Origin of the sequence: Mycoplasmopsis verecunda (assembly GCF_033546915.1) — a bacterium.
Taxonomy (GTDB): Bacteria; Bacillota_I; Bacilli_A; order Mycoplasmatales; family Metamycoplasmataceae; genus Mycoplasmopsis; species Mycoplasmopsis verecunda.
The window spans coordinates 670,076-695,331 of record NZ_CP137850.1 but is presented as its reverse complement, the minus strand read 5'-3'; the positions used below and the strand labels follow the sequence as shown (position 1 = coordinate 695,331).

20 protein-coding genes and 1 tRNA gene are annotated in these 25,256 nt (G+C 27.2%); 14 read left to right on the top strand and 7 right to left on the bottom strand.

All coding sequences use genetic code 4. The annotated features are described in order from the left end of the window. Positions 1-214 precede the first annotated feature (214 nt). Complete coding sequence (locus tag SAM46_RS02625; RefSeq protein ID WP_318635646.1) at positions 215-1,087, bottom strand: IS3 family transposase; 873 nt, start codon at positions 1,085-1,087, stop codon at positions 215-217. Positions 1,088-1,600: 513 nt separating this feature from the next. Here SAM46_RS02625 and SAM46_RS02620 point away from each other — a divergent pair. From SAM46_RS02620 to SAM46_RS02610, 3 genes are all read left to right on the top strand, one after another. Next, positions 1,601-2,977: a leucyl aminopeptidase family protein gene (locus SAM46_RS02620; RefSeq protein WP_078747006.1), complete on the top strand. Its 1,377-nt coding sequence runs from the start codon at positions 1,601-1,603 to the stop codon at positions 2,975-2,977. A gap of 69 nt (positions 2,978-3,046) precedes the next feature. Further along, positions 3,047-3,370: a hypothetical protein gene (locus SAM46_RS02615; protein WP_078747005.1), complete on the top strand. Its 324-nt coding sequence runs from the start codon at positions 3,047-3,049 to the stop codon at positions 3,368-3,370. Positions 3,371-3,380: 10 nt separating this feature from the next. After that, positions 3,381-4,328, top strand: a complete 948-nt coding sequence (locus tag SAM46_RS02610) for a hypothetical protein (protein ID WP_318635561.1) — start codon at positions 3,381-3,383, stop codon at positions 4,326-4,328. A 77-nt stretch (positions 4,329-4,405) separates the two neighbouring features. Here SAM46_RS02610 and SAM46_RS02605 read toward each other — a convergent pair whose 3' ends face one another. Beyond that, positions 4,406-5,560, bottom strand: coding sequence for a YitT family protein (locus SAM46_RS02605; protein ID WP_078747003.1), 1,155 nt, complete (start codon positions 5,558-5,560; stop codon positions 4,406-4,408). Positions 5,561-5,714: 154 nt separating this feature from the next. Between SAM46_RS02605 and mnmE the strand changes: the two genes are divergently transcribed. The 3 genes from mnmE to rsmA are packed head-to-tail and all read left to right on the top strand — an operon-like array spanning position 5,715 to position 8,659. Further along, complete coding sequence (gene mnmE, locus SAM46_RS02600; protein WP_078747002.1) at positions 5,715-7,073, top strand: tRNA uridine-5-carboxymethylaminomethyl(34) synthesis GTPase MnmE; 1,359 nt, start codon at positions 5,715-5,717, stop codon at positions 7,071-7,073. A gap of 1 nt (position 7,074) precedes the next feature. After that, positions 7,075-7,887 carry a TatD family hydrolase gene (locus tag SAM46_RS02595; RefSeq protein ID WP_078747001.1) on the top strand — a complete coding sequence of 271 codons (813 nt, stop codon included), beginning with the start codon at positions 7,075-7,077 and terminating at the stop codon, positions 7,885-7,887. Further along, positions 7,877-8,659: a 16S rRNA (adenine(1518)-N(6)/adenine(1519)-N(6))-dimethyltransferase RsmA gene (gene rsmA / locus SAM46_RS02590; protein WP_078747000.1), complete on the top strand. Its 783-nt coding sequence runs from the start codon at positions 7,877-7,879 to the stop codon at positions 8,657-8,659. Before SAM46_RS02595 ends, rsmA begins: the two co-directional genes overlap by 11 nt. Positions 8,660-8,677: 18 nt before the next feature. On the opposite strand, the gene recO is transcribed toward rsmA, so the two are convergent. Continuing rightward, positions 8,678-9,355, bottom strand: a complete 678-nt coding sequence (gene recO, locus SAM46_RS02585) for a DNA repair protein RecO (protein WP_078746999.1) — start codon at positions 9,353-9,355, stop codon at positions 8,678-8,680. A 132-nt stretch (positions 9,356-9,487) separates the two neighbouring features. On the opposite strand from recO, the gene SAM46_RS02580 reads away from it, so the two are divergent. Genes SAM46_RS02580 through SAM46_RS02560 form a run of 5 tightly spaced genes read left to right on the top strand, consistent with a single transcriptional unit; the run spans position 9,488 to position 16,076 of the window. Next, on the top strand, positions 9,488-9,811 hold the full coding sequence (locus SAM46_RS02580) for a hypothetical protein (protein WP_078746998.1): 324 nt from the start codon (positions 9,488-9,490) through the stop codon (positions 9,809-9,811). Further along, complete coding sequence (locus SAM46_RS02575; RefSeq protein ID WP_078746997.1) at positions 9,801-11,441, top strand: DAK2 domain-containing protein; 1,641 nt, start codon at positions 9,801-9,803, stop codon at positions 11,439-11,441. The genes SAM46_RS02580 and SAM46_RS02575 overlap by 11 nt, the downstream gene beginning before the upstream one ends. Continuing rightward, positions 11,441-12,448 carry a phosphate acyltransferase PlsX gene (gene plsX / locus SAM46_RS02570; protein WP_078746996.1) on the top strand — a complete coding sequence of 336 codons (1,008 nt, stop codon included), beginning with the start codon at positions 11,441-11,443 and terminating at the stop codon, positions 12,446-12,448. The genes SAM46_RS02575 and plsX overlap by 1 nt, the downstream gene beginning before the upstream one ends. Continuing rightward, positions 12,426-13,133: a ribonuclease III gene (gene rnc / locus SAM46_RS02565; RefSeq protein ID WP_078746995.1), complete on the top strand. Its 708-nt coding sequence runs from the start codon at positions 12,426-12,428 to the stop codon at positions 13,131-13,133. Before plsX ends, rnc begins: the two co-directional genes overlap by 23 nt. Positions 13,134-13,142: 9 nt before the next feature. Then, a complete protein-coding gene (locus SAM46_RS02560) occupies positions 13,143-16,076 on the top strand; it encodes an SMC hinge domain-related protein (RefSeq protein ID WP_078746994.1) in 2,934 nt (977 codons plus the stop codon). A gap of 75 nt (positions 16,077-16,151) precedes the next feature. Here the strand turns inward: SAM46_RS02560 and SAM46_RS02555 are convergent, their stop codons facing one another. The 4 genes from SAM46_RS02555 to ychF all read right to left on the bottom strand — a co-directional run bounded on the left by SAM46_RS02555 (position 16,152) and on the right by ychF (position 20,315). Further along, the gene (locus SAM46_RS02555) at positions 16,152-17,090 is read right to left on the bottom strand and encodes an SPFH domain-containing protein (RefSeq protein ID WP_078746993.1); all 939 of its coding nucleotides are present in this window, start codon (positions 17,088-17,090) and stop codon (positions 16,152-16,154) included. A 79-nt stretch (positions 17,091-17,169) separates the two neighbouring features. Then, positions 17,170-17,243: transfer RNA gene (locus SAM46_RS02550), tRNA-Trp, on the bottom strand. Positions 17,244-17,255: 12 nt separating this feature from the next. Continuing rightward, on the bottom strand, positions 17,256-18,527 hold the full coding sequence (locus SAM46_RS02545; protein ID WP_078746992.1) for an HNH endonuclease signature motif containing protein: 1,272 nt from the start codon (positions 18,525-18,527) through the stop codon (positions 17,256-17,258). A gap of 687 nt (positions 18,528-19,214) precedes the next feature. Then, positions 19,215-20,315 carry a redox-regulated ATPase YchF gene (gene ychF / locus SAM46_RS02540; RefSeq protein WP_078746990.1) on the bottom strand — a complete coding sequence of 367 codons (1,101 nt, stop codon included), beginning with the start codon at positions 20,313-20,315 and terminating at the stop codon, positions 19,215-19,217. A gap of 105 nt (positions 20,316-20,420) precedes the next feature. Between ychF and SAM46_RS02535 the strand changes: the two genes are divergently transcribed. The 3 genes from SAM46_RS02535 to aspS are packed head-to-tail and all read left to right on the top strand — an operon-like array spanning position 20,421 to position 25,155. Next, on the top strand, positions 20,421-22,064 hold the full coding sequence (locus SAM46_RS02535; protein ID WP_078746989.1) for an MAG5620 family putative phospho-sugar mutase: 1,644 nt from the start codon (positions 20,421-20,423) through the stop codon (positions 22,062-22,064). Positions 22,065-22,094: 30 nt separating this feature from the next. Continuing rightward, positions 22,095-23,459: a histidine--tRNA ligase gene (gene hisS, locus SAM46_RS02530; protein WP_078746988.1), complete on the top strand. Its 1,365-nt coding sequence runs from the start codon at positions 22,095-22,097 to the stop codon at positions 23,457-23,459. After that, the gene (aspS, locus tag SAM46_RS02525; protein WP_078746987.1) at positions 23,443-25,155 is read left to right on the top strand and encodes an aspartate--tRNA ligase; all 1,713 of its coding nucleotides are present in this window, start codon (positions 23,443-23,445) and stop codon (positions 25,153-25,155) included. Before hisS ends, aspS begins: the two co-directional genes overlap by 17 nt. Positions 25,156-25,256 lie beyond the last annotated feature (101 nt).

Genomic DNA, 25,256 nt, shown 5'->3' with positions numbered 1-25,256 from the left:
CTTTCTATATTTCGAAGCTTGATTTTTTTGTTTCTTAGTCAACTTAGAGCAATGGTATAAAATTAGTAAAATATGCATTTTAAGCATATATTAGTTCCATTTTGCTGTATTTTGTAAAAAACATAAGTTAGGTTAATATATTTTTCTTTACTCATTTATATTATATTATTTTTGTATATATATAGTCAGAAAAATTTATAGTTGTAGTGAACCCCTAAAGTTGGGCCAAATTTGAATCAAAAGAATTTCTGTAATCAACTGGACTACTTTTTAGTCTCAACTTGATTCTTTTGTTGTTGTAATATCAAATATATCCGTTTAGTTCACTAATGAATTGTTCTATTGAATCAAAACGTTTTCTATTTGGATAAAAGAATTCAGTTTTGATAACGCCGAAACAAGATTCGACTAATCCATTGTCTGGACTATTACCTTTTCTAGACATACTTTGTGTTATATTGTGTTTTTTCAATGTCTCGATAAAGTATTTATGTTGATAATGTCAACCTTGATTGGAATGCATTATACTTCCTTTCATACCTTTTAATTTAGGTAATAAAGGTTCTAATGTATTTTTAATAAGTTGTAGGTTCGGACTTGTAGAAATAGCTCAAGAAACAATTTCAGAATTGAAGCCGTCAACTATAGCTGAAAAATATAGTTTAACATCTGTTTTTAACTTAAATTCAGTAATATCTGTATAAAGTTTTTGTAGAGGAAGGCTTGATAAGAAGTTTCTGTTTATTAGATTTTCTGCAACTTTTCCTATCTCGCCTTTGTATGAACTATATTTGCGTTTTGATTTTTGTTCTACTTTAAATCCAAATCTTTTCATAAGCTTTCTTACTTTCTTACGATTAAAGAAATAACCGCGATTTTTAAGTTCTATTTGCATTCTTCTGTAACCATATGTTTGATTTGAATTTGTAAAAATTTCATTCATAACAGCATATAGTTCTTTTAGCTTTTCTTCCATTTTATGAATAGCATTTACTTGGTATTCATATGTTGATTTAGGTATAGAAGCAACTTGCAATAGAATTCTTAATTTAAATCGTTCTCTTAATGACTCGATGGTTCGAACTATTTCTTCTTTTGTTGCTTCAGTCGGAAGTTAACTCTTTGTTTTAGTTCTTCGTTGAAAGCAATAGTAGCTTCTAATAGTTCTACTCTTTCTTCGAGTTCGTTGTGAACCCAAAAATTTGTACAATTTGCTCTAATTGGTATTAATCACTATGGCAAGAGAAGTTATTATTTAAAATATGTATGAATTTCAAGTATCAAATTTAAATTTATGTGAATTCATATAAGTAAGAAAACTAAAAAATCTAATCATTTAGTATTATGTAAATTATTACTTAAGTCAAAAACAATAGATATATTATGAAAAAATAGACACTTTATGAATATTTAATGAAATGTTTATTACAACCAAACAATCTCAGTCTATGGTTTGCTAAATAAATAAATAAATGCTAACAAATAAAAGTAAGCCGTCTTTTATTTGTTAAACTCACTAATCCAAATTATGATAATTTAGATAAAAATACTTTATTAAAAATGTAAAATATAAACAATATTTATATTTAAGGAGAAAAATATGTTTATTAGAAATATTGATAAATCTAGAAATAATTCAATGTTACTTAAAGCTGTTTTTAAGGGTGATTCATATGATAAAACTCTAGTTGAAAAAAACAATGTAGTAACAGATTACTTTGATAAAAATGAATCTCTTGTGTATTTAGGAGAAGAAAAAAATTATAAATACGATTCATTATTCGCATTTGCTAAAGGATTCTTTGCTTCTCAAGCAAGAGAATATCAAATTGATTTAGATACCTTTGTTAAAGGTGAATTAAAGTTAGCATTAGTTGTGAAAGCATTTGTGGAAGCTTATAATTATGTTAATGCTGATATTTATTCAGCTAAAACAACCAAAAAAGATGAAAAATATGCCGTTTCATTACTATCACTAGCATCTGAAAATGAATATAAGGACGAATTAAATAAAGCTGTTGTTTTATCTGAAGCTGTTAATTTTGCAAGAAATCTACAAGTTACACCACCAAATATTTGTAATTCAGAATGATTGGCTGAACAAGTTGTTGCTGATTTAGCTAAATATGATAATTTAAAAGTTACTGTATTAGATAAAAAAGCTATTGAAGAAAACAAAATGGGATTATTACTTTCAGTAAACCGCGGAAGTATGTATGAACCTCGTGTTGTTGTTATTGAATATAATGGTAATCCAAATTCTAAAGAAAAAACTGTTTATGTTGGAAAAGGAATTACATTTGACTCAGGTGGATACAACATTAAAACTGGTAGAAATATGCTAGGTATGAAATATGATATGTCAGGTTCAGTATTTGTTGCTTCAGCTCTTAAAGCTATTGCACAAATGAAACCAAAAGCTAATGTTGCTGCTATTATGTGTATTACAGATAACAGAGTTAATGGAGATGCATCATTACCAGATTCAGTATGAACAAGTATGAATGGAAAAACTGTAGAAATCAACAATACAGATGCTGAAGGACGTTTAGTAATGGCTGATGGTTTAACATATGGTATTAGAAAACTAAATGCTACAAGATTAGTTGATGTTGCAACTCTTACTGGAGCAATTTTAGTGGCTCTAGGACAAACATATACAGGTGTATGAGCAACAAGTGAAAAAGCTTGAGAAGAACTTTCTACAGCTGCTAAAGAATCAAATGAATTAGTATGAAGAATGCCTTTAGATGAAGCTTTTGCAAAAGAAATTAGAAATTCAGTTGTAGCTGATTTAAAAAATACAGATTTAAGCGGAATTGGTGGTGGTTCTTCATCTGCTGCAATGTTTTTAAAAGAATTTACAGAAGGTGTAGAATACATTCACTTAGACGTAGCAGGAACAGCTGATATTGGTTCTAAACCAACAGGAGTTATGGTTAAAACTTTAACTCAATTAGCATTAAACAATAAATAAAATAGTTAAAATAATAAGCAAATTTTAACGATTTGCTTATTTTTTTTAACTTTTACCAAGGAGAAAAAAATGAATTTAGACAAAGCAAATATAACATTAACAAATTTTTTCACAAAGAATCTAAGCAAAAAATTTATTAACAATTTAATAACTAAAGTAAATATTTGAAAAAGATCTTTAAATATACTTGCTGAAACGATGACTGTAGAAAATATTGTTACTAAAGTAGCAACGATACTAAATCCTATTGGAAAAATACTTACTATATTAGATTTAATTAATAGTGGTGTAGGATTAGCATATATATTTATTGAAAATGGTGATTTAGAACAAATGGATATTACTATCCGAAAGGAATTTAATTCCTTTATTAATCATGTTAACAATTTATAATAAAAAATTATTGCATATTAAAACATTACTATTTTTTGATGTTGCATCATGAATATTAATATCATTATTAGGTTGTTTTTTTATTCCGGATATTAGATGAATGGCAATATTTTTTGTTTTTAACCCAATATCATGAATTATTTTTTTAATAGTTATTATTAAATATATAAGTCTAAAAATTAAATACAGAAATTTTGATAATAAAATAATACAATATGATAATTTAAATGAAATAGTTAGGCATATTTGAAGAACCAAGAGCAAAAATAATATATCAACTCCTTTAGCTATATTAAATAGTGCATTTTATTCACATTTTAATATCGAATATAAATCAAATAATAAAACAACGAGATATATCTTCAAAAATCAGTTTTTTACTGTTGAAAATAATAAAGTTTTTAATGATTTCACAATGATAAATAAAATGAATTATTATCAATGAGAGTATTTTTTAGACAATATTTATACTACTAAAATCTATAAAGCACTTGTAAGAAGATGATTACTAAATAACATATTATTAATTTTAGCTGCCGCATTAGTCCCATTTATGTTCTTTATATATTATGCTATTGGCAGGTCAGCACATGGTATTGCTGGAACTAGAACTAAAATAGTATCATACCATTTAGAGAACACTTTTACTCATACATATTTGATTTCAATATTTATTATATTTATAATATCACTAGGCTTACTATTCACAATTGATTATGTATTTCTGAAGAATGAAGAAATACTAAAAATATTAACGACTAAATATTGTGATACAAAGTGAAAAATAAATCAAATATTTAAGTGAGACAAAAAGTTATTTAGAAAATATAATAAATTTATTAAGAAAAATAAAATTCAATTTCCATTCTCTGTTTATAGTTACGATAATTCACACCTAGATAATTGGTATGAAGATATGAAACAAAATTTACATTTGTACAATATAAATGATGACTAGAGCTCTATTAATCAATTCTATAATAATACAATTTTAATATTTAAAAACATCTCAGAGCGACGAGATGTTTTTAAATATTACTTTTCTATAAACATATATCCATCACCTTTTTTCAGGTCCAGTATAGATATAAATAGTTCTTTATTAATTTTTTTAGTTACAATAAATAAGTCAGCAGCATCGAGATATTGAGTGTTAGTTGTTAGCATATATTTTTTCTTGCGTGAATATCCACCAATAATTTCAACAACAGAAAATGTATATGTTCGATTTGACATTTTGTTAATATCTTCGATTAATTCAAATGGTCTATCACAGTAAATTTGTGTTTGAACTAGTTTATTTTTTGGATATGTAATGTTAACTATAAAAGCATTAATAAGTAACATAAAAAAACCCGAAACATAGTTAACATTAAAAAACATATTTAATTCTCAAGGATGATTATTAATTAAAACCTTAGAGCTAGCTACTTCATTAGATAAAGCCAATGATGCAGGAATATAAGAACCCATAATATTAGCAATAGTTAATGAAATAAAATTTAGAAATAGAAAAACTGTCCCAATATCTTTTAGTTTAGTTTTAGCTATATACATACCATAGATATCAAATCCACCAGTTGAAGATCCAATAATTATGCAAGAAACAGCTGCAATGCCTTGAAGCATACCTCAACATAATGAATATAAGAATATTGCCATATGTTTTACTGAGTCTTTATCTCAGTTTCATAATACTACTTGAACATCGTTGCTTGTAAATACTTCAGGTGAACCTTGAGTTAAATTAGTAAATAAGTAAACATGATTCATCCCTGGTAATTCACCAAAAATAACTCCAGCAATTGAAAATATAGCTAAATAATATCCTGTATATAAAGTAAAAGATTTAGAAATCTTTTTTCACGATAATATCAATAAAGGTATATTGAGTACAAAATAAATTAATCAGAAACATAAGTTATACACGGTATAAGCGGTTTCATGATTTACTCCATTTGATTTCAATACATATAAAAGTAAAGAACCAACTCCTTGCCCAAAAGCTTCTAATCCTAATGCATATAGACCCGTATTTTGAAGTAATAAAACTCCAAAAAATCCCATAACAATACCAATAATACTCATCACTAAGATTTTTTGTCAGTTTTTCTTGACATTGTATAAGAATCCAAAAGTTAGAATTGTTCCTTTAACACGCTGTCTAATATATTCTTTTTTATGTGACATTCATACCCCTTATTGATAATAAAAACTAAAAAATAATTAGTGTTTTAATTATATAACTAAGTATGAAATTTATACCTATATTTTAGAGAAATATAACTTATTTTAACAAATAAAAAATATTAATTTTATATCATAATTGCTATAAAATATAACTATGTATGATAATATAGCAGCAATTAGTTCTGGTTCTCATATTAATCAGCCAATTTCAATTGTGCGGTTATCTGGTCCAGATGCAAAAGAAATAATTTCAAAAATTTATAGAGGTAAACTTGGTTCAGATCATAATATTACTTATGGTAATATTTATGATGGAGATAATTTAGTTGATGAAGTATTAGTAATGTGGTTTTTAGGCAAACAAAATCCTGACGGTACTGTTATATATAACAACTATGTTGGTGAACCTTTAATCGAGATTAATTGTCATGGTGGAATTATAGTTACTAATAAAGTATTAGAACTATTGTTACAAAATGGAGCTAGACTAGCAGATAAAGGTGAATTTACACGGAGAGCATTTTTAAATGGAAAAATGGATTTAGTTAAAGCTGAAGCAATTCATGATTTAATTATGGCTCAAACCACATCACAAGCTAGTGCTTCTGTTAATAAGTTCAAAGGTAAGACTTCGCATATGATTGATGATTTCTTAAAAGAAATTGCTTTATTAATTGGAATTTGCGAAGTGAATATTGATTATCCTGAATATGAAGATATTGAGCAAATTGATAATGATGTAATGATTAATAAACTTGATGTCTTAATTAAGAAATTAAGTGAAATAGTTAAGGTTTCAGAAGATTCTAGATATGTATTCGAAGGAGTAAAAGTTGCATTTTTAGGAAAACCTAATGTTGGTAAAAGCAGTATCTTAAATAGTCTTTTATCTGAAGATAAAGCTATTGTTACAGATATTGCAGGAACCACTCGGGATTTAGTCGAAGCCACTTATAAAATCAATGATATGTTATTCAAACTAGTTGATACAGCTGGATTAAGAAAAACTGATGAAAAAATTGAACAAATAGGTATTAAAAAATCCTTAGAGCAAATTGAAAAATCTGATTTGGTAGTCCATGTAACAGATACTGTGCAAGGTGAGGATGAGTTTGATAAAAAAGTTGAACAAAAAGCCAAGAAACTAGGAAAATTCTATATCAAAGTGTTGAATAAAATCGATTTAGATGATAGCAATACAGATGAAAATATAGTAAAAATTTCCGCTAAATTAGATAATATATCAGCACTAGAACAAGCTTTAGTATCTAACTTTGCTAATATTAATATTTTTGATGAAAGAATTTTTTCAAATACAAGACAATTATCATTAATAAAACAATCTTTAGATTCTTTAAATAATGCGAAAAATTCATTGTTAAATTACTACACATTTGATGTCGTAATAATTGATTTATATGCTGCATGAGATTCACTTCAAAATATAAAAGGTAATGTAAACAGAGAAGATTTATTAGATGTTATGTTTAGTAACTTCTGTTTAGGAAAATAATATGAGTAAAAAAAGAAATAAATTTGTAGATGCACATAATCATTTATCGATAAATTACTATAAAAATGAAGATATTATCGATATGATATGCGAACAAGCCATAGCAAATCGTATTGAATTTTTTATTGTAAATGGCGGGCATCCAGAAGAAAATGTTGAAGTTTTACAATTAGCTCAAAAATATCATCCATTAATTAAACCATGTATTGGAATTCATCCTGAATCAGGAATTGATGGAGATGATTACAAAAGAATTGAAAATTTAATTGATGACAGTGTTGTTGGAATAGGAGAAATTGGATTAGATTATTATTATCCTGATGGTCCAAGTCGTGAAAATCAAATTGCTTCAATGAAAAACCAAATAATACTTGCTAATAACCATAATCTTCCAGTAGTAATTCATATTAGAGATAAAGATGATTGTTATTTAGCATATCAAGATGTCTATGAAATGCTACTGGAATTTCCTAAAATCAAATGTATGTTGCATACTTTTGCTGGTAATTTGCAATGAGCTAAGAAATTTATGGAATTTGAAAACTTATACTTTTCTTTTAGTGGTTCAGTTACTTATGGAACAACTAATAAAACAAGAGAAGTGATTCAATTTTTACCATTAGAAAGAATTTTAACTGAAACTGATTCTCCTTATCTAAGAGTACATCCATATACAGGAGAAATGAATGAACCAAATTCTGTACTTTTTGTTGCATACTATATTGCGGGTTTAAAAAATGTTGGTATGGACAAATTTGCTGATAGAGTGAATCGTAATTTAAGGAACTTATTTAATTTAAAAGATGAAAACTAATACAAAAGAAATATATGCAAAAAAGAAGTTTGGACAAAACTTCTTAAAAGATCAAAATATACTAAATAAAATAGTCAATGTATTTGATATTAATAATCAAGATGTTATCGAAATTGGGCCTGGACGTGGTGCATTAACAAAACAATTACTTAATAAAGTTAATCATTTAACTGCTTTTGAAATTGATCAAGATATGATAGATGTTTTAAATAGTGAAATCCATGATAACAAACTTACATTAATTCATAAAGATTTTTTAGAAGCTGATTTATCTGATTTTAATAATGTTTATTTGATAGCAAATATTCCTTATTACATTACAACTGATATTTTGTTTAAAATATTTGATTATAAAGACAAATTCCAAGGCATTTTAATAATGGTGCAAAAAGAAGTTGCTCAAAGAATATGTGCTAAGAAAAACACCAAAGAATATTCAAAGCTATCTGTAACGGCACAGTATTTAGCTGATTGCAAATTAGAATTTATAGTTCCAAGAAATTGTTTTTCTCCTGCTCCAAAAGTTGATTCAGCTATCATTTCACTAGTATTTAAACCGGATATTGATAATAATGAATGAAACAAATTAAAAGATTTTTTCAAATTATGTTTTGCTAATAAACGCAAAAAATTATCTTATTCATTAAAAGAAAAATATCCTGCTACAAAAGTGTTTGAATCAATTACTGCCTTAGGATACGATGATAATATTCGAATTCAACAATTAGATATTGATGAAATTATTACTTTATATAAATTATTAGAAAAATAATCACTACATAGTGATTTTTTATTTTTCAATGTATATACCTTGGGTATAGAGAAATTTAACATAATTATTTAAAATAAATTTATTAATAACATTATTAGCTTGATACATATAAGAATTAAAACTATGAAAAGATGATCAAATACATTGTAATGTAGGTATATCAATATCAGTTTCAATACCATCATGTTTTATACAAATAAATCCACCATATTGAATATCAAATGAAGCAAAATTACGTGTACTTCCACACACTCTACATTTATTAAAATAATTACAATATCCAAGTACAACTAGTAATTGAGCTACAAAATAAGTCAAAATGTAATCGTTATTATGTTTACCAATTTCATAAAAATATCTATCGTATTCAGTAAATAAGTGATTAGGAATTTTGATATTCTGAAAGACTGTTTTTAATTTATTAAAAAATAAATTATTTCCAACATTAGTTGTATCAAATAACTTAGCAACAGAAGCTTTTTTTAATTTTCCTACTTTAGTATCAAAACGAGCTCTAAAATATTCTAGTTCTACAATTGAGCCAATTATTAAATTATTGCGGTTTTTAGAATATGGTTTATCAAGTCCTTGAGCATAAAGTGAAAAAGCACCTCTTTGACTAAAAAAAGTGACTAAAAACTTATTATCTTCATATTCTTTGATATCTAAAACAACAGCTCGTTCTATACTAACCATAACATTAAAATTATAGTATTTGATACTTAAAAAATTATAATTTTTATGTAATTTTGTACCTTAATATATACATAGTATATATTCAAAAATAAGGTAAAATATACATACTTATAAAAATTGGAGAGTTAAACTATGGAAATTTCAGAAATTAGACAATTATGTATTGACTCATTATCTGCAGTTCCTGGTATTGTTAAATTACATAAGCCTTCTATTGATTTAGACAAACCATGTTCTGATGCAGAAGAATGTTCAGTACTATTACCAGACTTAATTAATGTCTCACAATCATCATCCGGATTATCTATACAATTAGCTATTACCACATTAGATGGTGTTCCGACTAAATTCATTATTTCACAATTATTCAAACAATTAGATTTCTTATTGAAAAAGAAAAAACTTAAATTAAGCAATTTAACAGTTATTGTTAAAGGAGTAACTAATGCAGGATAAAAAAATATTAACAGGTGAAATTTTAGCTAATGCTTTAATTTCAGGAGCTAATGCTTTAATAAATGCTAAAAACCGAATCGATGCGCTAAATGTTTTCCCTGTTCCTGATGGAGACACAGGGACTAACATGGCTTCAACTATTTCAGCAACCATTAGTAATTTAGAAAATAATAAAGATCAAGATGTTTCTACAATTTTAAGTACAATGGCACACGATATGATTTATGAAGCTCGCGGAAACTCAGGGGTTATTTTATCTCAAATTTTCAAAGGTTTCGCATTAGGAACAACTGATAAAAAAGATTTAAATACAGCAGATTTAATTAAAGCTTTTGAAGGTGCAACGGCTAGAGCTTATAAATCAGTATTTAAACCTGTTGAAGGTACTATTTTAACTGTAATTCGTGAAACTACAGAATATTTAAAAGAAGAATTTAAAAATAAAGAAGTTTCATATACAGAATTCTTTGATAAAGTACTGCAATTTGCTCGTAAAAGTTGTGATGAAACACCTAATAAACTTAAAACATTAAGAGAAGTTGGAGTTACTGACAGTGGTGGTGAGGGACTTTACACTATTTTTTGAGGAGTAAATGAAGCTTTAAATGATCGCTTCGTTGAAATATCAGAAAGTACAGGTGATATTAATAATTTCATTAGCGAAACTGAAGTTTATGAAGGTGAATTTGGATATTGTACTGAGGTATTAATTGATTTAGATTATCCTGAAAAGTTTGATAAGGAAAGTTTTACAAAAAGATTAGAAAAAATCGCTAATTCATTAGTTGTGGTTAATGATGATAATTTAGTTAAAGTACACGGACATGCAGTTAAACCTGGTAAATTATTAAACTTAGCTCAAGAATATGGTGAATTTATCAAAATTAAATCTGAAAACATGACTTTACAAGCTAACTATTCAAAAGCAAATGCTGAAAAAATGAAGCAAGAGTCACAAGATAATGCTGAAAGAAGATTATGTGGAGTGGTTTCATGTAATTTAGGTAGTGGTATTGTAAATAAAATGAAAGAGTTAGGGTGTGATTTTGTTGTTGAATCTGGTCAAACACAAAATCCATCAGCACAAGATTTAATTAATGCAATTGATAATGTTAATGCAGAAACTGTCTTTATTCTGACAAATAATTCAAATATTATCTTAGTTGCTCAACAAGTTGCTCAAGTAGTTGATAATAAAAATATTGTAGTAGTTCCTACTAAATCACAAATGCAAGGAATTACAGCAATGATTAATTTCAACCATGATATTTCTGCTGAAGAAAACTTAGAAATGATCGAGGAATCAATTGAAACAGTAGTTACAGGTGAGGTAACTAAAGCGATAAGAAACACAACACTTAATGGTGTAAAAATTAGAAATGGTTCATATTTAGCAATTGTGGATGGAAAAATTATTTCATCACATTCATCAGTTAAAACAGCTGTTAAGGCAATTCTAAAAGCTACTGTGAAACCTTCAACTGAATTAGTATCTTTATACTATGGAGATGAAAGTTCACAAAATGAAGCTGAAGAAATATCTAACTACATAGATGCTGCATATAATTGTGAGGTTGAAATTGTTGAAGGAAATCAGCCAACATATCAATTATTGATAGGAATAGAATAATGAGTTATAAATATACAATCGCATTTGATGCAAATGGAAATGATAAAGGTGTTATGGAATGTTTTCTAGCTGCTCAAAGATTTGCTAGTGAAAATCCTGATACCTTAATCAAATTGGTTGGTGATATTGCAGAACTAAGTGAGCTAAACAATAATACTAATTTAGAATTAATTGAAAATAAAAATAAACCTAGTGATCCTAGAAATATCAGAAAATCAATGCATGAGAATACTTCAATGAATCAATCTATTGCTCTCGTGCTTGATAATCAAGCTGATGCTGTTATTTCGAGCGGAGATAGTGGAACATATATTTCAGCTTTAACTTTAAAAGCAAAAAGACTTAACGGAGTATCTCGTCCAGCATTTATGCCAGTAGCTACAGCTGCTAATGAACGTAAGTTTGTTATGCTTGATGTTGGTGCTAATTTAGAAACTAAAACCGAATATTATGTTGAGTGAGCATCATTAGCTTCAACATTTTACTCAGCAATGTTTAATAAACAATTACCTCAAGTAGCTTTAATTAATATTGGAACTGAAGACTATAAGGGTTCTCAAACTACTCAAGAAGCACATCAATTATTAAAAGAACATAAAGAATTTGAATATTTAGGTTTTATGGAACCCAAAACTTTATTTGATGGAAAATGTGATGTTGTAGTAACTGATGGATATGCAGGTAATATCATGATCAAAAGTTATGAAGGAGCTATTGAGACTTTTACCGGATTATTGAAAAAAGAAGTTAAAAATAGTTTTCTAGCAAAAATTGGTGGTTTATTTATGAAACCATCATTTAGAAATGTTGCTAAAAAACTTGATTATCGCTCAATTGGAAGTGCTTGAGTTATTGGTGTAAATGCTTTAGCTTTAAAAGCTCATGGAAGTAGTGATAATTTTGCATATTACAATGCTTTAAGAAATATTAAGCAAGCTTTAGAAGTTAATTTACTTGCTAAATTACAAGAAGCTATGGAGAAAGATGCAGTTCAAGAAGACAACTAATTTAAATGATTTCTTAAAGGAACATAATATAGAACCTAAATCATTGGAACCTTATATTCTTGCTACAACACATCCAAGTTACAACCGTAAAGAGTTTGATAATTACGAAAGATTAGAGTTTCTAGGTGATGCTGTGTTGCAATTTCTTAGTTCAATTTTTATGTATAAAGCATATCCTAATTTAACTCAAGGTCCTTTAACTAGATTAAGATCGCAAGCAGTTGGAACTGATTACTTATCTCATATTTCTAAAGAAATTGGTCTAGTTGATATTTTAAGAACAGGACCTGGAAAAATGAGAGATGCAGTTACGGCTAGTCCAAAAGTTCAAGCTGATATTTTTGAATCAATGGTGGGAGCTATTTACATTGATCAAGGATTACAAAAAACAGCTGACTTTGTCTATCGTTATATAAAAGAACAGATTATTAAGCTACATGATGGAGATAATAAGGATCCAAAAGGTATCTTGCAAGAATATTTCCAAAGTATGTCAAAAGAAAGTATTACATACAATACTATTCAACTTACACAAGTTGATGAAAACAATCCTCATCCACTATTTCAAGCTCAAGCAATACACGATAATGTTATTTATGGTGTAGGAACTGGAAATAGTAAAAAAGAAGCAGAAACCAATGCTGCTCTTGATGCTTTAAACAAATTAAAGGATGATATTATATAAGGAGTTGGTATGAAATTAATTAAAATCGAAGCACATGGTTTTAAATCATTCGCGGAACCAGTTATTTTACGTTTCGATGGAGGAGTTGCTGGAATTATCGGACCAAATGGTTCTGGTAAAAGTAATATTAATGATGCTATCAAATGAGTTTTAGGAGAACAAAGTTCTAAAGAAATGCGTGGAGATTCAATGCAAGATTTAATTTTTGCCGGATCAAAAACAGCTAAACCAATGGATTTTGCTCGTGTTACTTTAACATTTGATAACAAAGATTCAGATAACTCAATTGATGAAGATACTGTAGTTATTACTCGTGAATTATTCCGTGGTAAAGGAATTAATAATTATTATCTAAATGGTAAACCATGTCGTTTTAAAGATATTAAATCTATTGCTATGGAAACAGGAATTGGAAAAAGTTCTTTAGCTATTATTTCACAAGGTACTGTTTCAGATATAGCCGAATCTTCTGATGATGATCGTAGAGGAATTTTTGAAGAAGCAGCTGGAGTTTCTAAATTTAAATTTAAGAAAACAGAATCACTTAGATTGCTGCAAAGTGCTGATGCTTCAATTGCTAAACTTGAACCAACAATTAATGAACTTGAAAAACAATTAATTCCGCTTAGAAAACAAGCTGAAAAAGCTCTTATTTATAGAGATAAAAGTAGAGAACTTAAGAAAGTTGAAGTTGCTTATTTAGCTCATGAAATTAGAGCAAATGAAAAAATTTATGAGGAACTTTCAAAAGAACTTAGTGGTGTTGAAGAAACTAAGGATTCATATTCATTACAAATTGCTAAGTACAATAGACAAATTGGTGAAAAAAGAATTGAGAAAAATGATTTAACTAAAGAAATTGCTGCACTTAGAGGTAAGCAAACTGGAATTAAATCACGTTTAGAAAATCTTGATGTTGTTATTGCTAAACAAAATGCTCGTATGGAATTAATTGCTAGTGGTGAAATGCAAGTAGGCAATGAAGAAATGGCTAAAGCATATGCAACTAAGATTATTGAATTAGAACAAAATATTAAATACCATAAAGAAACTTCTGTTTCATTAAGTGATAAAGTTACTCAAGAAGAAAATAAATTAAGTGAATTATCATCAAAAGTTAACTCATTACAATTTGAATTAAACAATGCTAAAACAAAATATACTGAAGTTAATACTAATTTGCAAATATTAAATGAGACTAAAAATAAGAAAACAAACTTGTTTAAAGGAACAAGAACAATAGTTGAAAACTCTGCTAACTTTAGAGGTTATAAAGGTCTAGTAAGAGATTTAATTAAAGTGCAACCTGATTATGTTACCGCAATTGAAGCTATATTAGCAAATGCTTCACAACATATTGTTGTTGATATTCCAAATACAGCTGTTAAAGCAGTTGAATTCCTTAAGAAGAATAAAGGTGGTAGAGCTACATTTATTCCACTTACATCAATTAAAGAAAAATTTATTCGTGATGATTATTTATTAGTGGCTTCTAATCATGCTGGATTTATTGGTGTAGCAAACGAATTAGTTGAATATGATCCACAATATGATGTTTTAGCTAAATTCTTACTAGGAAATGTTGTAGTTGTGCAAGATATCGAAACAGCTAACCAAATTTCTAATATTTTAGAACGTAAATATATGGTTGTAACTCTTGACGGAGATATCATCCGTGTTGGTGGTGTTATTGTTGGGGGAACTGCTCAAGAAAGTGATAATATCATTGGTCTTGACGATAAGATTGAAAAATTACAACAATTACTACCTTCATTATCAGGCATTATTCAAAATAATGAAAACTTGATTGAAAAATATAACACTGAAATATCAAGAGCAAATGCTGCTTTAAACGAATATAGATGAGAACAACGTCAAGAAGTATTAACTATTTCACAATTAGAATCTCAACTTGATGAATTTAAATCAAAAGCTGATATTGCTAATATTAATAAGGATGATGTTACACCTTCAGTGCTAACTGGAGAAAGAAATGAATTATTAAAGGAATATACTATCGTTAAAAATGATTTAACAATTAAAACACAATTCCTTGAAACATTAGAAGCTGAATTAGTTCACTTAACTGATGTGTTAAATCAAACTCAAACTACATTAAATGAGTTAAATAATACATTTACTAACAAGATTGCTTTATACAAAAACTCAGAAATCAATTTACGTAATTACCGTGAAAGATTAGCTACACAATATTCATACACAATTGAATATGCTGAAGAAAACTACAAACTTGAAATACCTGTAGAAAAAGCTAGAGAATTGGTAGCTGAATTACGCGAACAAATTGCTGATTTAGGTGCTGTTAACCAAGAAGCTATCGAACAACTTGAAAGTGTTGAAGAACGTTATGATAGATATGTATCTGATCGTGATGAATTGGTTTCTACAAGAAACATTTTAATGGAAGCTATTTCTGAATTAGACAAGATTATTGTTACTAGATTAACAAATGTAGTAAATGATGTAAATAGAGAATTTAATTCTGTATTTAAATCAATGTTTGGTGGTGGTTCAGCTGAAGTTAGATTTGTTGAACCAAACAATGTACTTGAATCAGGAATTACTATTTTTGCTCAACCACCAGGAAAAAGTATTAAGAACTTAAGACTATTTTCAGGTGGAGAAAAAGCTCTTATTGCTATTTCATTATTATTTGCTATTTTAAGAGCTCGTCCATTACCATTATGTATTTTAGATGAAGTTGAAGCAGCTCTTGATGAAGCTAATGTTATTAGATATGCTGAATACTTACAAGAACTTAAAAAACAAACACAATTTATTGTAATTACACACCGTACAGGAACAATGTCTAAAGTTGATTCATTATTTGCTGCTACAATGCAAACTCGTGGTGTTACAAGCTTCTTCAGTGTACATCTAAAAGATGCTGCTAAATATATTGATGAGCCTGAAACTGTATAATATCAATACTCCTGCGGGAGTATTTTATTATCCTACAAAGGGAAAATAAAAGTGCATATTGCTATGCACAAATTTCTATTTTCGTTTCTTATCATCCATTGATTTAAATACTTCAGTTCCAGCAGCTACCACACTAGCTACATCAGCTAGATTTGGTGGTAAGATAATTTTTGTTGCTGTACCATTAGCAATTGTTGTTCATTCTTGAATTGATTTCAATCTTAAGAATGATTCATTAATTCCTGCTGAATTAATTAATTCAATTGCTTCTTTTTCCCCTTGAGCTTCAAGGATACGTTTTTGTCTTTCGGCTTCAGCTTCTAGAATCTTTTGTTGTTTAGAAGCTTCAGCATTTAAAATTGTACTTTCTTTTTCCCCTTGAGCCTTTAATATTTGGCTTTGTCTAATACCTTCTGCTTCAAGAATATTTGCACGCTTATTACGTTCAGCTTGCATTTGACGTATCATAGCTTCTTGTACTTCGCGTGGCGGAATAATATCTTGAATTTCAATTCTATTAACTTTAATTCCTCATGGATCACTTGCTATATCAAGTATTTTAGTTAACTTAGCATTTATAATTTCTCGAGATGTTAAAGATTCATCTAATTCAATTTCACCAATTAAGTTACGTAATGTAGTAGCTGTTAAGCTTTCAATTGCCAAATATGGTCTTTCAGCTCCATATGCAAATAATTGAGCATCTACAATTTTAAGATAAACAACTGTATCGACTTTAATTGTTGCATTATCTTTTGTAATAACACTTTGAGCTGGGAAATCCATAACTTTTTCTTTAAAGTTTTCAACTAAAGCTTTTTCATCAATAAAGGGAACAATAAAATGTAATCCTTTATGTAATGTTTTACGATATTTTCCAAATCTTTGAATAATAACAAAATTTGTTTCAGGAACAATAACAATTGATTTAACAATAGCAGCTATCAATAAACCTAAAAAGATAACTCCAAATATTGAACCAATTACAATTCCTGCAATAGTACCACCGCTCATTTTGCCTCCTAATTTTTTAATACTTATATTTTATCAAATTTGCTACAAAAAAACTAGGTATGCCCTAGCTTTCTTGAAATGGCGGAGGTTAAAGGAATCGAACCCTTATCATTAGTTTTGGAGACTACTATACTACCATTGTACTAAACCTCCAATTAAAGAGTTCTAAATATAATGAACTCTTTTTTGGTGTTTTTTAACATTCCCTAAAAATAAGTCAGTTTTATCAATTTTATTAAAATCAATAGGTAATAAACTTGTTTCTATAAATATTGTTGTTTCTTCTAATTCATTTATTTTATTATTAGGAATAAATGTATTCATATTATAATCAAAAATTAATAATCCCTTCTCAAATTCTTTATCATGATTAGGACATAATAATAAACCATTTTCACCAGATAATGCATTTTCCTTAGCTTCATCCAATGATATTATATTTTGCTGTAACTCATATTTAATATCTGAGAATCTATGAATATGAGCAGCGATTAAATTCTCTTCTATAGGATATGAACAGGCGAAACAATGTAATTTACTTTCATTATCAAATATATTAAAATATTTTTTGATTATATTAGCCTTAAATACAGCTTGATTTCTTTTTAAGAAGATAGAAATATTATTATCGTTTATGATTGGCTCAAACTCATGATATGCATTAGCTTTCTGGCTAACAACGATATATCCAATTTCACTTAATTCTTTAATTTTTGTTTCATTCATATCGCTATCAGTTAAGTTGAAAAAATAAAAATATTTGTAGTTTGAATTAACATTTTTAAGTGATAGTCCTAATGATAATGTATCAGCATAATTTGCACCATCTGTTTTACCATATAAATAAATTGCTTGATTATCATTATCTTTTCATATATATGTAGAATTGTTACCTTTATTTCTGCTTTTAAGGCTACTACGAAGATTAATTATTTCGTCAATATCTTTATAATTATCTATCTCGTTATAATAGTTTAGTGATTCATTAATTTGAAAGCCAATTGTCTTAAGCTGTCTAAATGAATTTAAAATAGAGTCGGCATTAGGACAAGGTTTACCAATATCAAATGGATTTAATGAAATACTCTTTATAAGATTTAATATTTTTGCTTGTTTCATTACAGGTTTAAAATTTTGCAAAATATAAGTATTACGAGATCTTGCTTTATTATCTAACGATAGCATCTGTGTAAACAATATAATCTCATCATTGTCTAAAATAATTCCGTAAAATCTACTATTTATGATTTTGAATTCGCAATCATTAAATGTGGTATCTATTAGATGTTTATCAACTTTTATAATCTTGAATATACTTTTATAAATTTCTTGGTTAGATATTATTTTATTTTGATCATTATAAAAATATTTTTTTGTAGTCTTTAAATAACTTACAGAAACACTTATTGTATGTTTAACAGTATTCTTTGGTGTCATTTTTATAATTAACACCCTTTCATACTTGTATATCTTTTTTAAATAAATTATTGCATACTCACATTGATGCAAAAGATGGTCTCTGCAAATTTAGAACATCGTAATTTAAATGATCTTTTGTAAAACACATTCTTCTTTTTAGATGAACATATTGTGGTCTTTTGAATTTTTGTAAGAAATCACAAAATTTCTCACTATTTAGACATTGAATACCAAATATCAAGGCTCATTGTTTATCATTCCCAAAAGAAAGTAATCTTTCCAATAACTTATGTTTATTTCTGAATGGTGGATTAGAAATAATAATATCCCAATGTTGACCTGGTTCATAAGTATAAAAATCTTTTCCATCTGCGATATGTGATGCTATTACCTTATATCCATTATTTCTGAATATGGTAACAAAATTTGAACTATCTAAATCAAAAGGACATCATATGATTTTATCTTTTGAAATTTTTGCATTATCAATAAAATGCTGAACATCCTCTTTGGTTGTATATCATTCATCATCATTTGCATAATTAAATGCATTTGTTATTTTATTCTTTGTTCTAGCTTTTGAAGAAGCTAAATATTCATTGTAGAACTCTAATGCTTTATTATAATTACTATCAATGTTATTATTTGTAATTAATAAGCTATCAGACTTCTCTCTCTCTCTCTCATTTTAGTTAAACTCCTTTATTATTTTCCAAACTTAAAGTGGCAAATATCACCATCTTTCATTACATAGTTTTTTCCTTCAGAACGAAGTTTACCGGCATTTTTAGCACCTAATTCGCCACCATATGTAATGAAGTCTTCATATGATATAACATCTGCTTTAATAAATTTTTTCTCAAAGTCAGTATGAATAACCCCTGCACATTTTGGAGCTAATCATCCTTTATGGTATACTCAAGCTCTTGCTTCAACTTTTCCGGCTGTAAAATAAGTTTCAAGATTTAATAAATCAAATGCTTCACGAGTTAATACATCTAAACCACTAATTTCAATACCATACATAGTAAGTAATTCTTTCTTTTCGTCTTCATTTTCAACAGAAATTAATTCACTTTCTAATTGAACACAAATTGGAATTAATTTTTCATTTGGTTTTAATGAAGATTTTAATGCTGAATAGTTTTTGTCTTCATGATAATTAGCAAATTGTTCATTACTTAAGTTGGCAACATAAATAATTGGTTTAAATGTAAGTAAGTGATAACCCTTGATGAATTTGGCTTCTTTTTCATCAAGTTCAACATCTCTAGCTGGAATATTATTTTCTAATGCTTGTTTGATTTTATTAGCTGCATTAAATTCAATGATTCCATCTTTATCACCTGACTTAGCTTTTTTAGTTACACGATTAATAACATTATTTATTGTTTCTAAATCAGCTAGCATTAATTCATAATTGATTACATCTTTATCACGAACTGGATTAACAGAATTAGCCACATGGACAATATTTTTGTCTTCAAAACATCTAACAACATGTATAATCGCATCTACTTCTCTAATGTTAGCTAGAAATTTATTTCCTAGTCCTTCGCCTTTTGAAGCTCCTTGTACTAATCCAGCAATATCAACAAAATCAAAAGTTGCTCACACTATTTTATCTGGATTAACAATTTGTGCAATTTTAACTAATCTAGGATCAATTAAAGGAACTGATGAAATATTAGGTTCAATAGTAGTGAAAGCATAATTTGATGATTCAACTTGTTTCTTTGTAATAGCACTAAAAAGTGTGCTTTTTCCTACATTAGGTAACCCTACAATTCCGGCTTTTAATGACATATTATCTCCTTGAAAATTATTTGTAAAATATCTTATATTTTACATTAATTACCACGATAGCATGTTTTTAATTTGATAAAATTAAAGCAACTAGCAAAGGATAATATGCAACAAACAGAACACAAATTAACACCTTGATATAACTTATATTCTAATCAAAAATTAATTGATTTTAGTTTTGAACATTTTGTGCGTGAAATTGATAATTTATTTCCTGATAACACATTTTACACTCGTCCTAAATCAACAATTTATGGATTAGAATTTAATTCATTAAATCAATACGGATATGGTAATTTAAATATTTATACATTGTTAAATATCATTGATATTTTTGAATCTTTAGCATATAACAATACCTTTTTTAAAAAGAAAGCTAGAATATTACTTGCAACTTCTAATGATGAATTATTTTCAGAAGTCTTAAGAGAACATTTAGTAAGATTTTTGAAGAATAAAAAACATTTTTTATACGGTTTTAATGTAACAAAAGTTAATAATTATGTTTTTCACTCAGCAATTGATTCACTTGATATTGATTTTGCTATTTATTTAACTCATAATGAGGCTAATAATAAGTATTACTTAAAGATTTATCATGGTAAAGAATTAATTTCCTTGCAGCATCAGGAAGAAATAATTGATCATTTATATACATGAAAGAAACATTTGATGTTTCATGAATCAAAAGAAATAATTCCGCTTAATATTAATAAAGTTATTGATACCAATATTAAAAATATTTTGGCTAGATATGTTAACAGGGAAAATAAATTAGATTATTATTCTTCATTATCTATTTATTTAATGCTAGAAGATCAAAATGATGAATATATTCTTGATCGATTCTTTAAACAAATCAATGTTAAATATTCAAAATTAAATCCTTTGCTTAATAAAGATTTATTATCAACTTCTCCAATTGTGTTTTGGAGATGATTAAGAACAGCAAATTACAAAGCAGATTTAATCATTATTTTGAATAAAAACAATTATTTAAGATTAATTGCTAGAACTAAAGAAGGTTATGTTAACTTACATAATGATGAAGTTGCTTTCTTATATATTAATAGTCAATATCTTTATTGAAAAGAAAATAATTTATTAGATAACCATCAAATATATTTGCCGATGGATGCTTCAGAATTTATTCTTTCTAATCTAGAAAATTATAAAATCGCTTATCACTATGAAAACGAAATATCAAATCCAAATGATGTGTTATTTGCTTATGCACAAGGATTTTCAAATAGTTTAGATATGAAATTAAATTTTGATAATTTAGAGTTTTTATTTAACTTTTGCTTTATGCTTTTAAACTATAAAGAAAACAATAATTTGTTTACTTTCAAGTATAAAAAAATGACTGAAGCTAGTCATTCAACATATTTAACTACTTACAATTTAAAGAAAAATAAACAGGATTTTGATGATTTATTTGAATATTTACTTTCATATCCAGATGCTTTTGGTAAATATAAAATCAAATCATTAAGATCTATTAATTTTAATAATACAAAAGTACATTATTTATTTAATTTAAAACTAAAATCAAAACATAATGATAACAATATTTACATTTCTTATAATATGTTTACCAAGCAAATTGAAGCTAAATTTGAATCTACTACTAATTTATATCAAATCAATCAATTTATTGAGAAATGGTACATTATTAGTGTGCAAAAAAAGATTGTTAGAAGATTAAATCATTTAGTTAATAAACTAAATAAGCTAAAAAATAAATAATATATAATTACAAAAGCAAAAGAGGTAAAAATGATAAATAAAATCAAAGGAACTAAAGATTTTTCAGTCACTGAAATGATGCTAAAAGACTTTATCTTAACATCTTTTGAAAATGTAGTTACAAAACATGAATTCAAAATGGTGGAAACACCAATTTTAGAACAAACATCATTATTTAAAAGATCTGTAGGTGAAAGTGAAATAGCTAAAAAAGAAATGTATGAATTTATGGATAAAGGAGATAGAGAAATCTGTCTTCGTCCTGAAGGAACTGCATCATTTGTTAGGGCTTACATTGAAAATAAATGATATGCTGATGATTTCGATCGTTTTGCATACTTTGGACCTATGTTTAGATATGAACAACCACAAAAGGGTAGATATAGACAATTTTATCAAGCGGGTGTGGAATTTGTTGGTGGTAAAAATTATTTAAGAGATGCTGAAGTTATTCTAACAGCTGTTGATTTACTTGATTTATTCAATGTTGAGTATGAATTAAAAATTAATTCAATTGGAGATACACAAAGTAGAGCTAACTATGAGCAGGCTTTATATGATTATTTAATTCAATATAAAGATCAATTATCAGAAATTTCACAAGAACGTTTAGCTAATAAAAAGGTTCTTAGAATACTTGATGATAAAAACGATGCTAAAAAAGACTTTATGAAAAACATTCCACTAATTCAAGATTACTTGTCTGAAGAATCTAAGCAATATTTTGAAAATGTATTAAAAACTCTAGCTAATAGTGATGTTAAATTTAGCATTTCTAATGAATTAGTGAGAGGACTAGATTATTATGATGAAGTTGTGTTTGAATTTGCATCAAAAGATAAAAATGCTGGTTCACAAGCAACTTTAATAGGCGGCGGAAGATATTCTAATTTAATTCATGAATTAGGTGGACCAAAAGTATCTAGTGTTGGATTTGGCTTTGGTGTTGATCGTTTAATCGATTTAATTAAAGATGAATTTAATGAAGTTACTCATATTGAACAAGAAGCAAGACATACCGATATTTATATTGCAATGAGTGAAGATGCTAAAAACATTGATTATGCATTTTGATTAGCGAATAATCACTTAAGAAATTTCTTTACTGTTGAAGTTGAATATGAATTAATTAAATCTAAGAAATTAATGGATAAAGCTTATAAACATACATCTCAATTTATTATTTATGATGATAAAATGGCTGGAGATGATTTATTAACTGTTAAATCACTAGTTAATAAGGATAAAATATCATTTGGTAAAAATATTCATGGAATTGCAGATTTATTTACATTCTTAATTGAAAATGTAGATGAAAATGCTGAAGTTGATATAAATGAAATTGAGGAATATTTATCAGAAGAATTAATGGAGAAAAATGAAAAAGACAATTAAAAATAACCAGCTTAGAATACAAAATGCTGGTGAGGTTGTTACATTATATGGATGAGTAGCAAATAAACGTAAATTTGGTGAAATTAGTTTCGTTGATTTAAGAGATAAATTCGGTATTACTCAATTAGTTTTTAATCAGCCAATTACTTTTACCAAAGAATCTGTATTAGAAGTTACTGGAGTAGTTAGAGAAAGAAAAGACAAAAATCATGATTTACCTACAGGTGATATTGAAATTGCGGTTAGTGAATATAGAGTTTTATCACAATCAAAAGAACAATTACCATTTCAAATAAGAGATGATATTGAAGTTAAAGAAGAATTAAGACTTGAATATAAATTTTTAGATTTAAGACGTCCGGTAATGCAAAAAACTCTTAAATTAAGAAATGATATTTTATTTGCAATGCGTGAATATCTTCAATCTCAAGAATTTACTGAAGTAGAAACACCTATTTTATCAAAAGCTACACCAGAAGGTGCCAGAGACTTTTTAGTTCCAACTCGTAATAAACCTAATGCTTTTTATGCTTTACCTCAAAGTCCTCAATTATTTAAACAATTATTAATGATTTCTTCATTAGAAAAATACTATCAAATTGCAAGATGTTTTAGAGATGAAGACTCAAGAAAAGATAGACAACCTGAGTTTACTCAATTAGATATTGAAGTAAGTTTCATGGATGTTGAATCATTCCAAGGTTATATTGAAAAATTATTCCAATATTTCATGAAAAAAGTAATGCATGTAGATATCAAAGTTCCTTTTGAACGTGTGAAATACGATGAATGTATTGAAAAATACGGAACTGATAAACCTGATTTTAGATATGCAAATGAAATAGTATCTATTCCTGATTTTTGTAATCAATCAGATTTTAATATTATTAAGCAAGCTCCAAGCAAACGTTTACTAAAAATTGATGAGCAAATTAATAAGAAAGAGTATAAGAAATTAGAAGAAATAGCTAAGAAAAACAAAGTTAAAGCACTATTTTACTTTGTTGTAAATAATAATGAAGTAGTTGAATCTAATTTTGCTTCAAAAGTTCCTGCGATTGAAATTGAAAAATTAATTTCACAACAAGTAAATCCAAATGGAACATATTTAATTTGCGCTGATAAGTATGAAAATGCTTCTCAAGCTCTAGGAGCTCTTCGTGTTGAATTAAATTCATGATATTCATGAGCAAAAGATGAATTTAATTTCAAATGAATTATTGATTGACCTATGTTTGAATATGATGAAGAAACAAATTCATGAGCTGCAGCACACCACCCATTTACTCAATTTGATAATACATTAGAAGAATTAGATACCTTACCTAAAGAAAAAATTAGAGCTAAAAGTTACGATTTAGTTTTAAATGGATATGAATTAGGTTCAGGTTCAGCTAGAATTTATGATGAAGCTATGCAAGAAAAAATGTTTGAAATGATTGGCCTTTCAAAAGAACAACAAAGCAATAAATTTGGTTTCTTCCTTAAAGCTTTTGAATATGGTGTACCGCCACATTGCGGTATCGGATTAGGAATTGATCGTTTAGTAATGATTTTAAGTAATCATAAAACAATTAGAGATGTAATAGCATTCCCAAAAAATTCAAAGAATGAAGATTTAATGACACAAGCTCCTTCACAAGTTGAAGAAGAACAATTAAAAGATATTTATCTTGAAGTCAAGAATAATAAATAACATTTGATCACACCAAAAATGGTGTGATTTTTTGATTCAAGTGGTAATAGAGAAACAAAGATTATCGGCGAAATAAATGTGGAATGAAAACATTTCCAAAA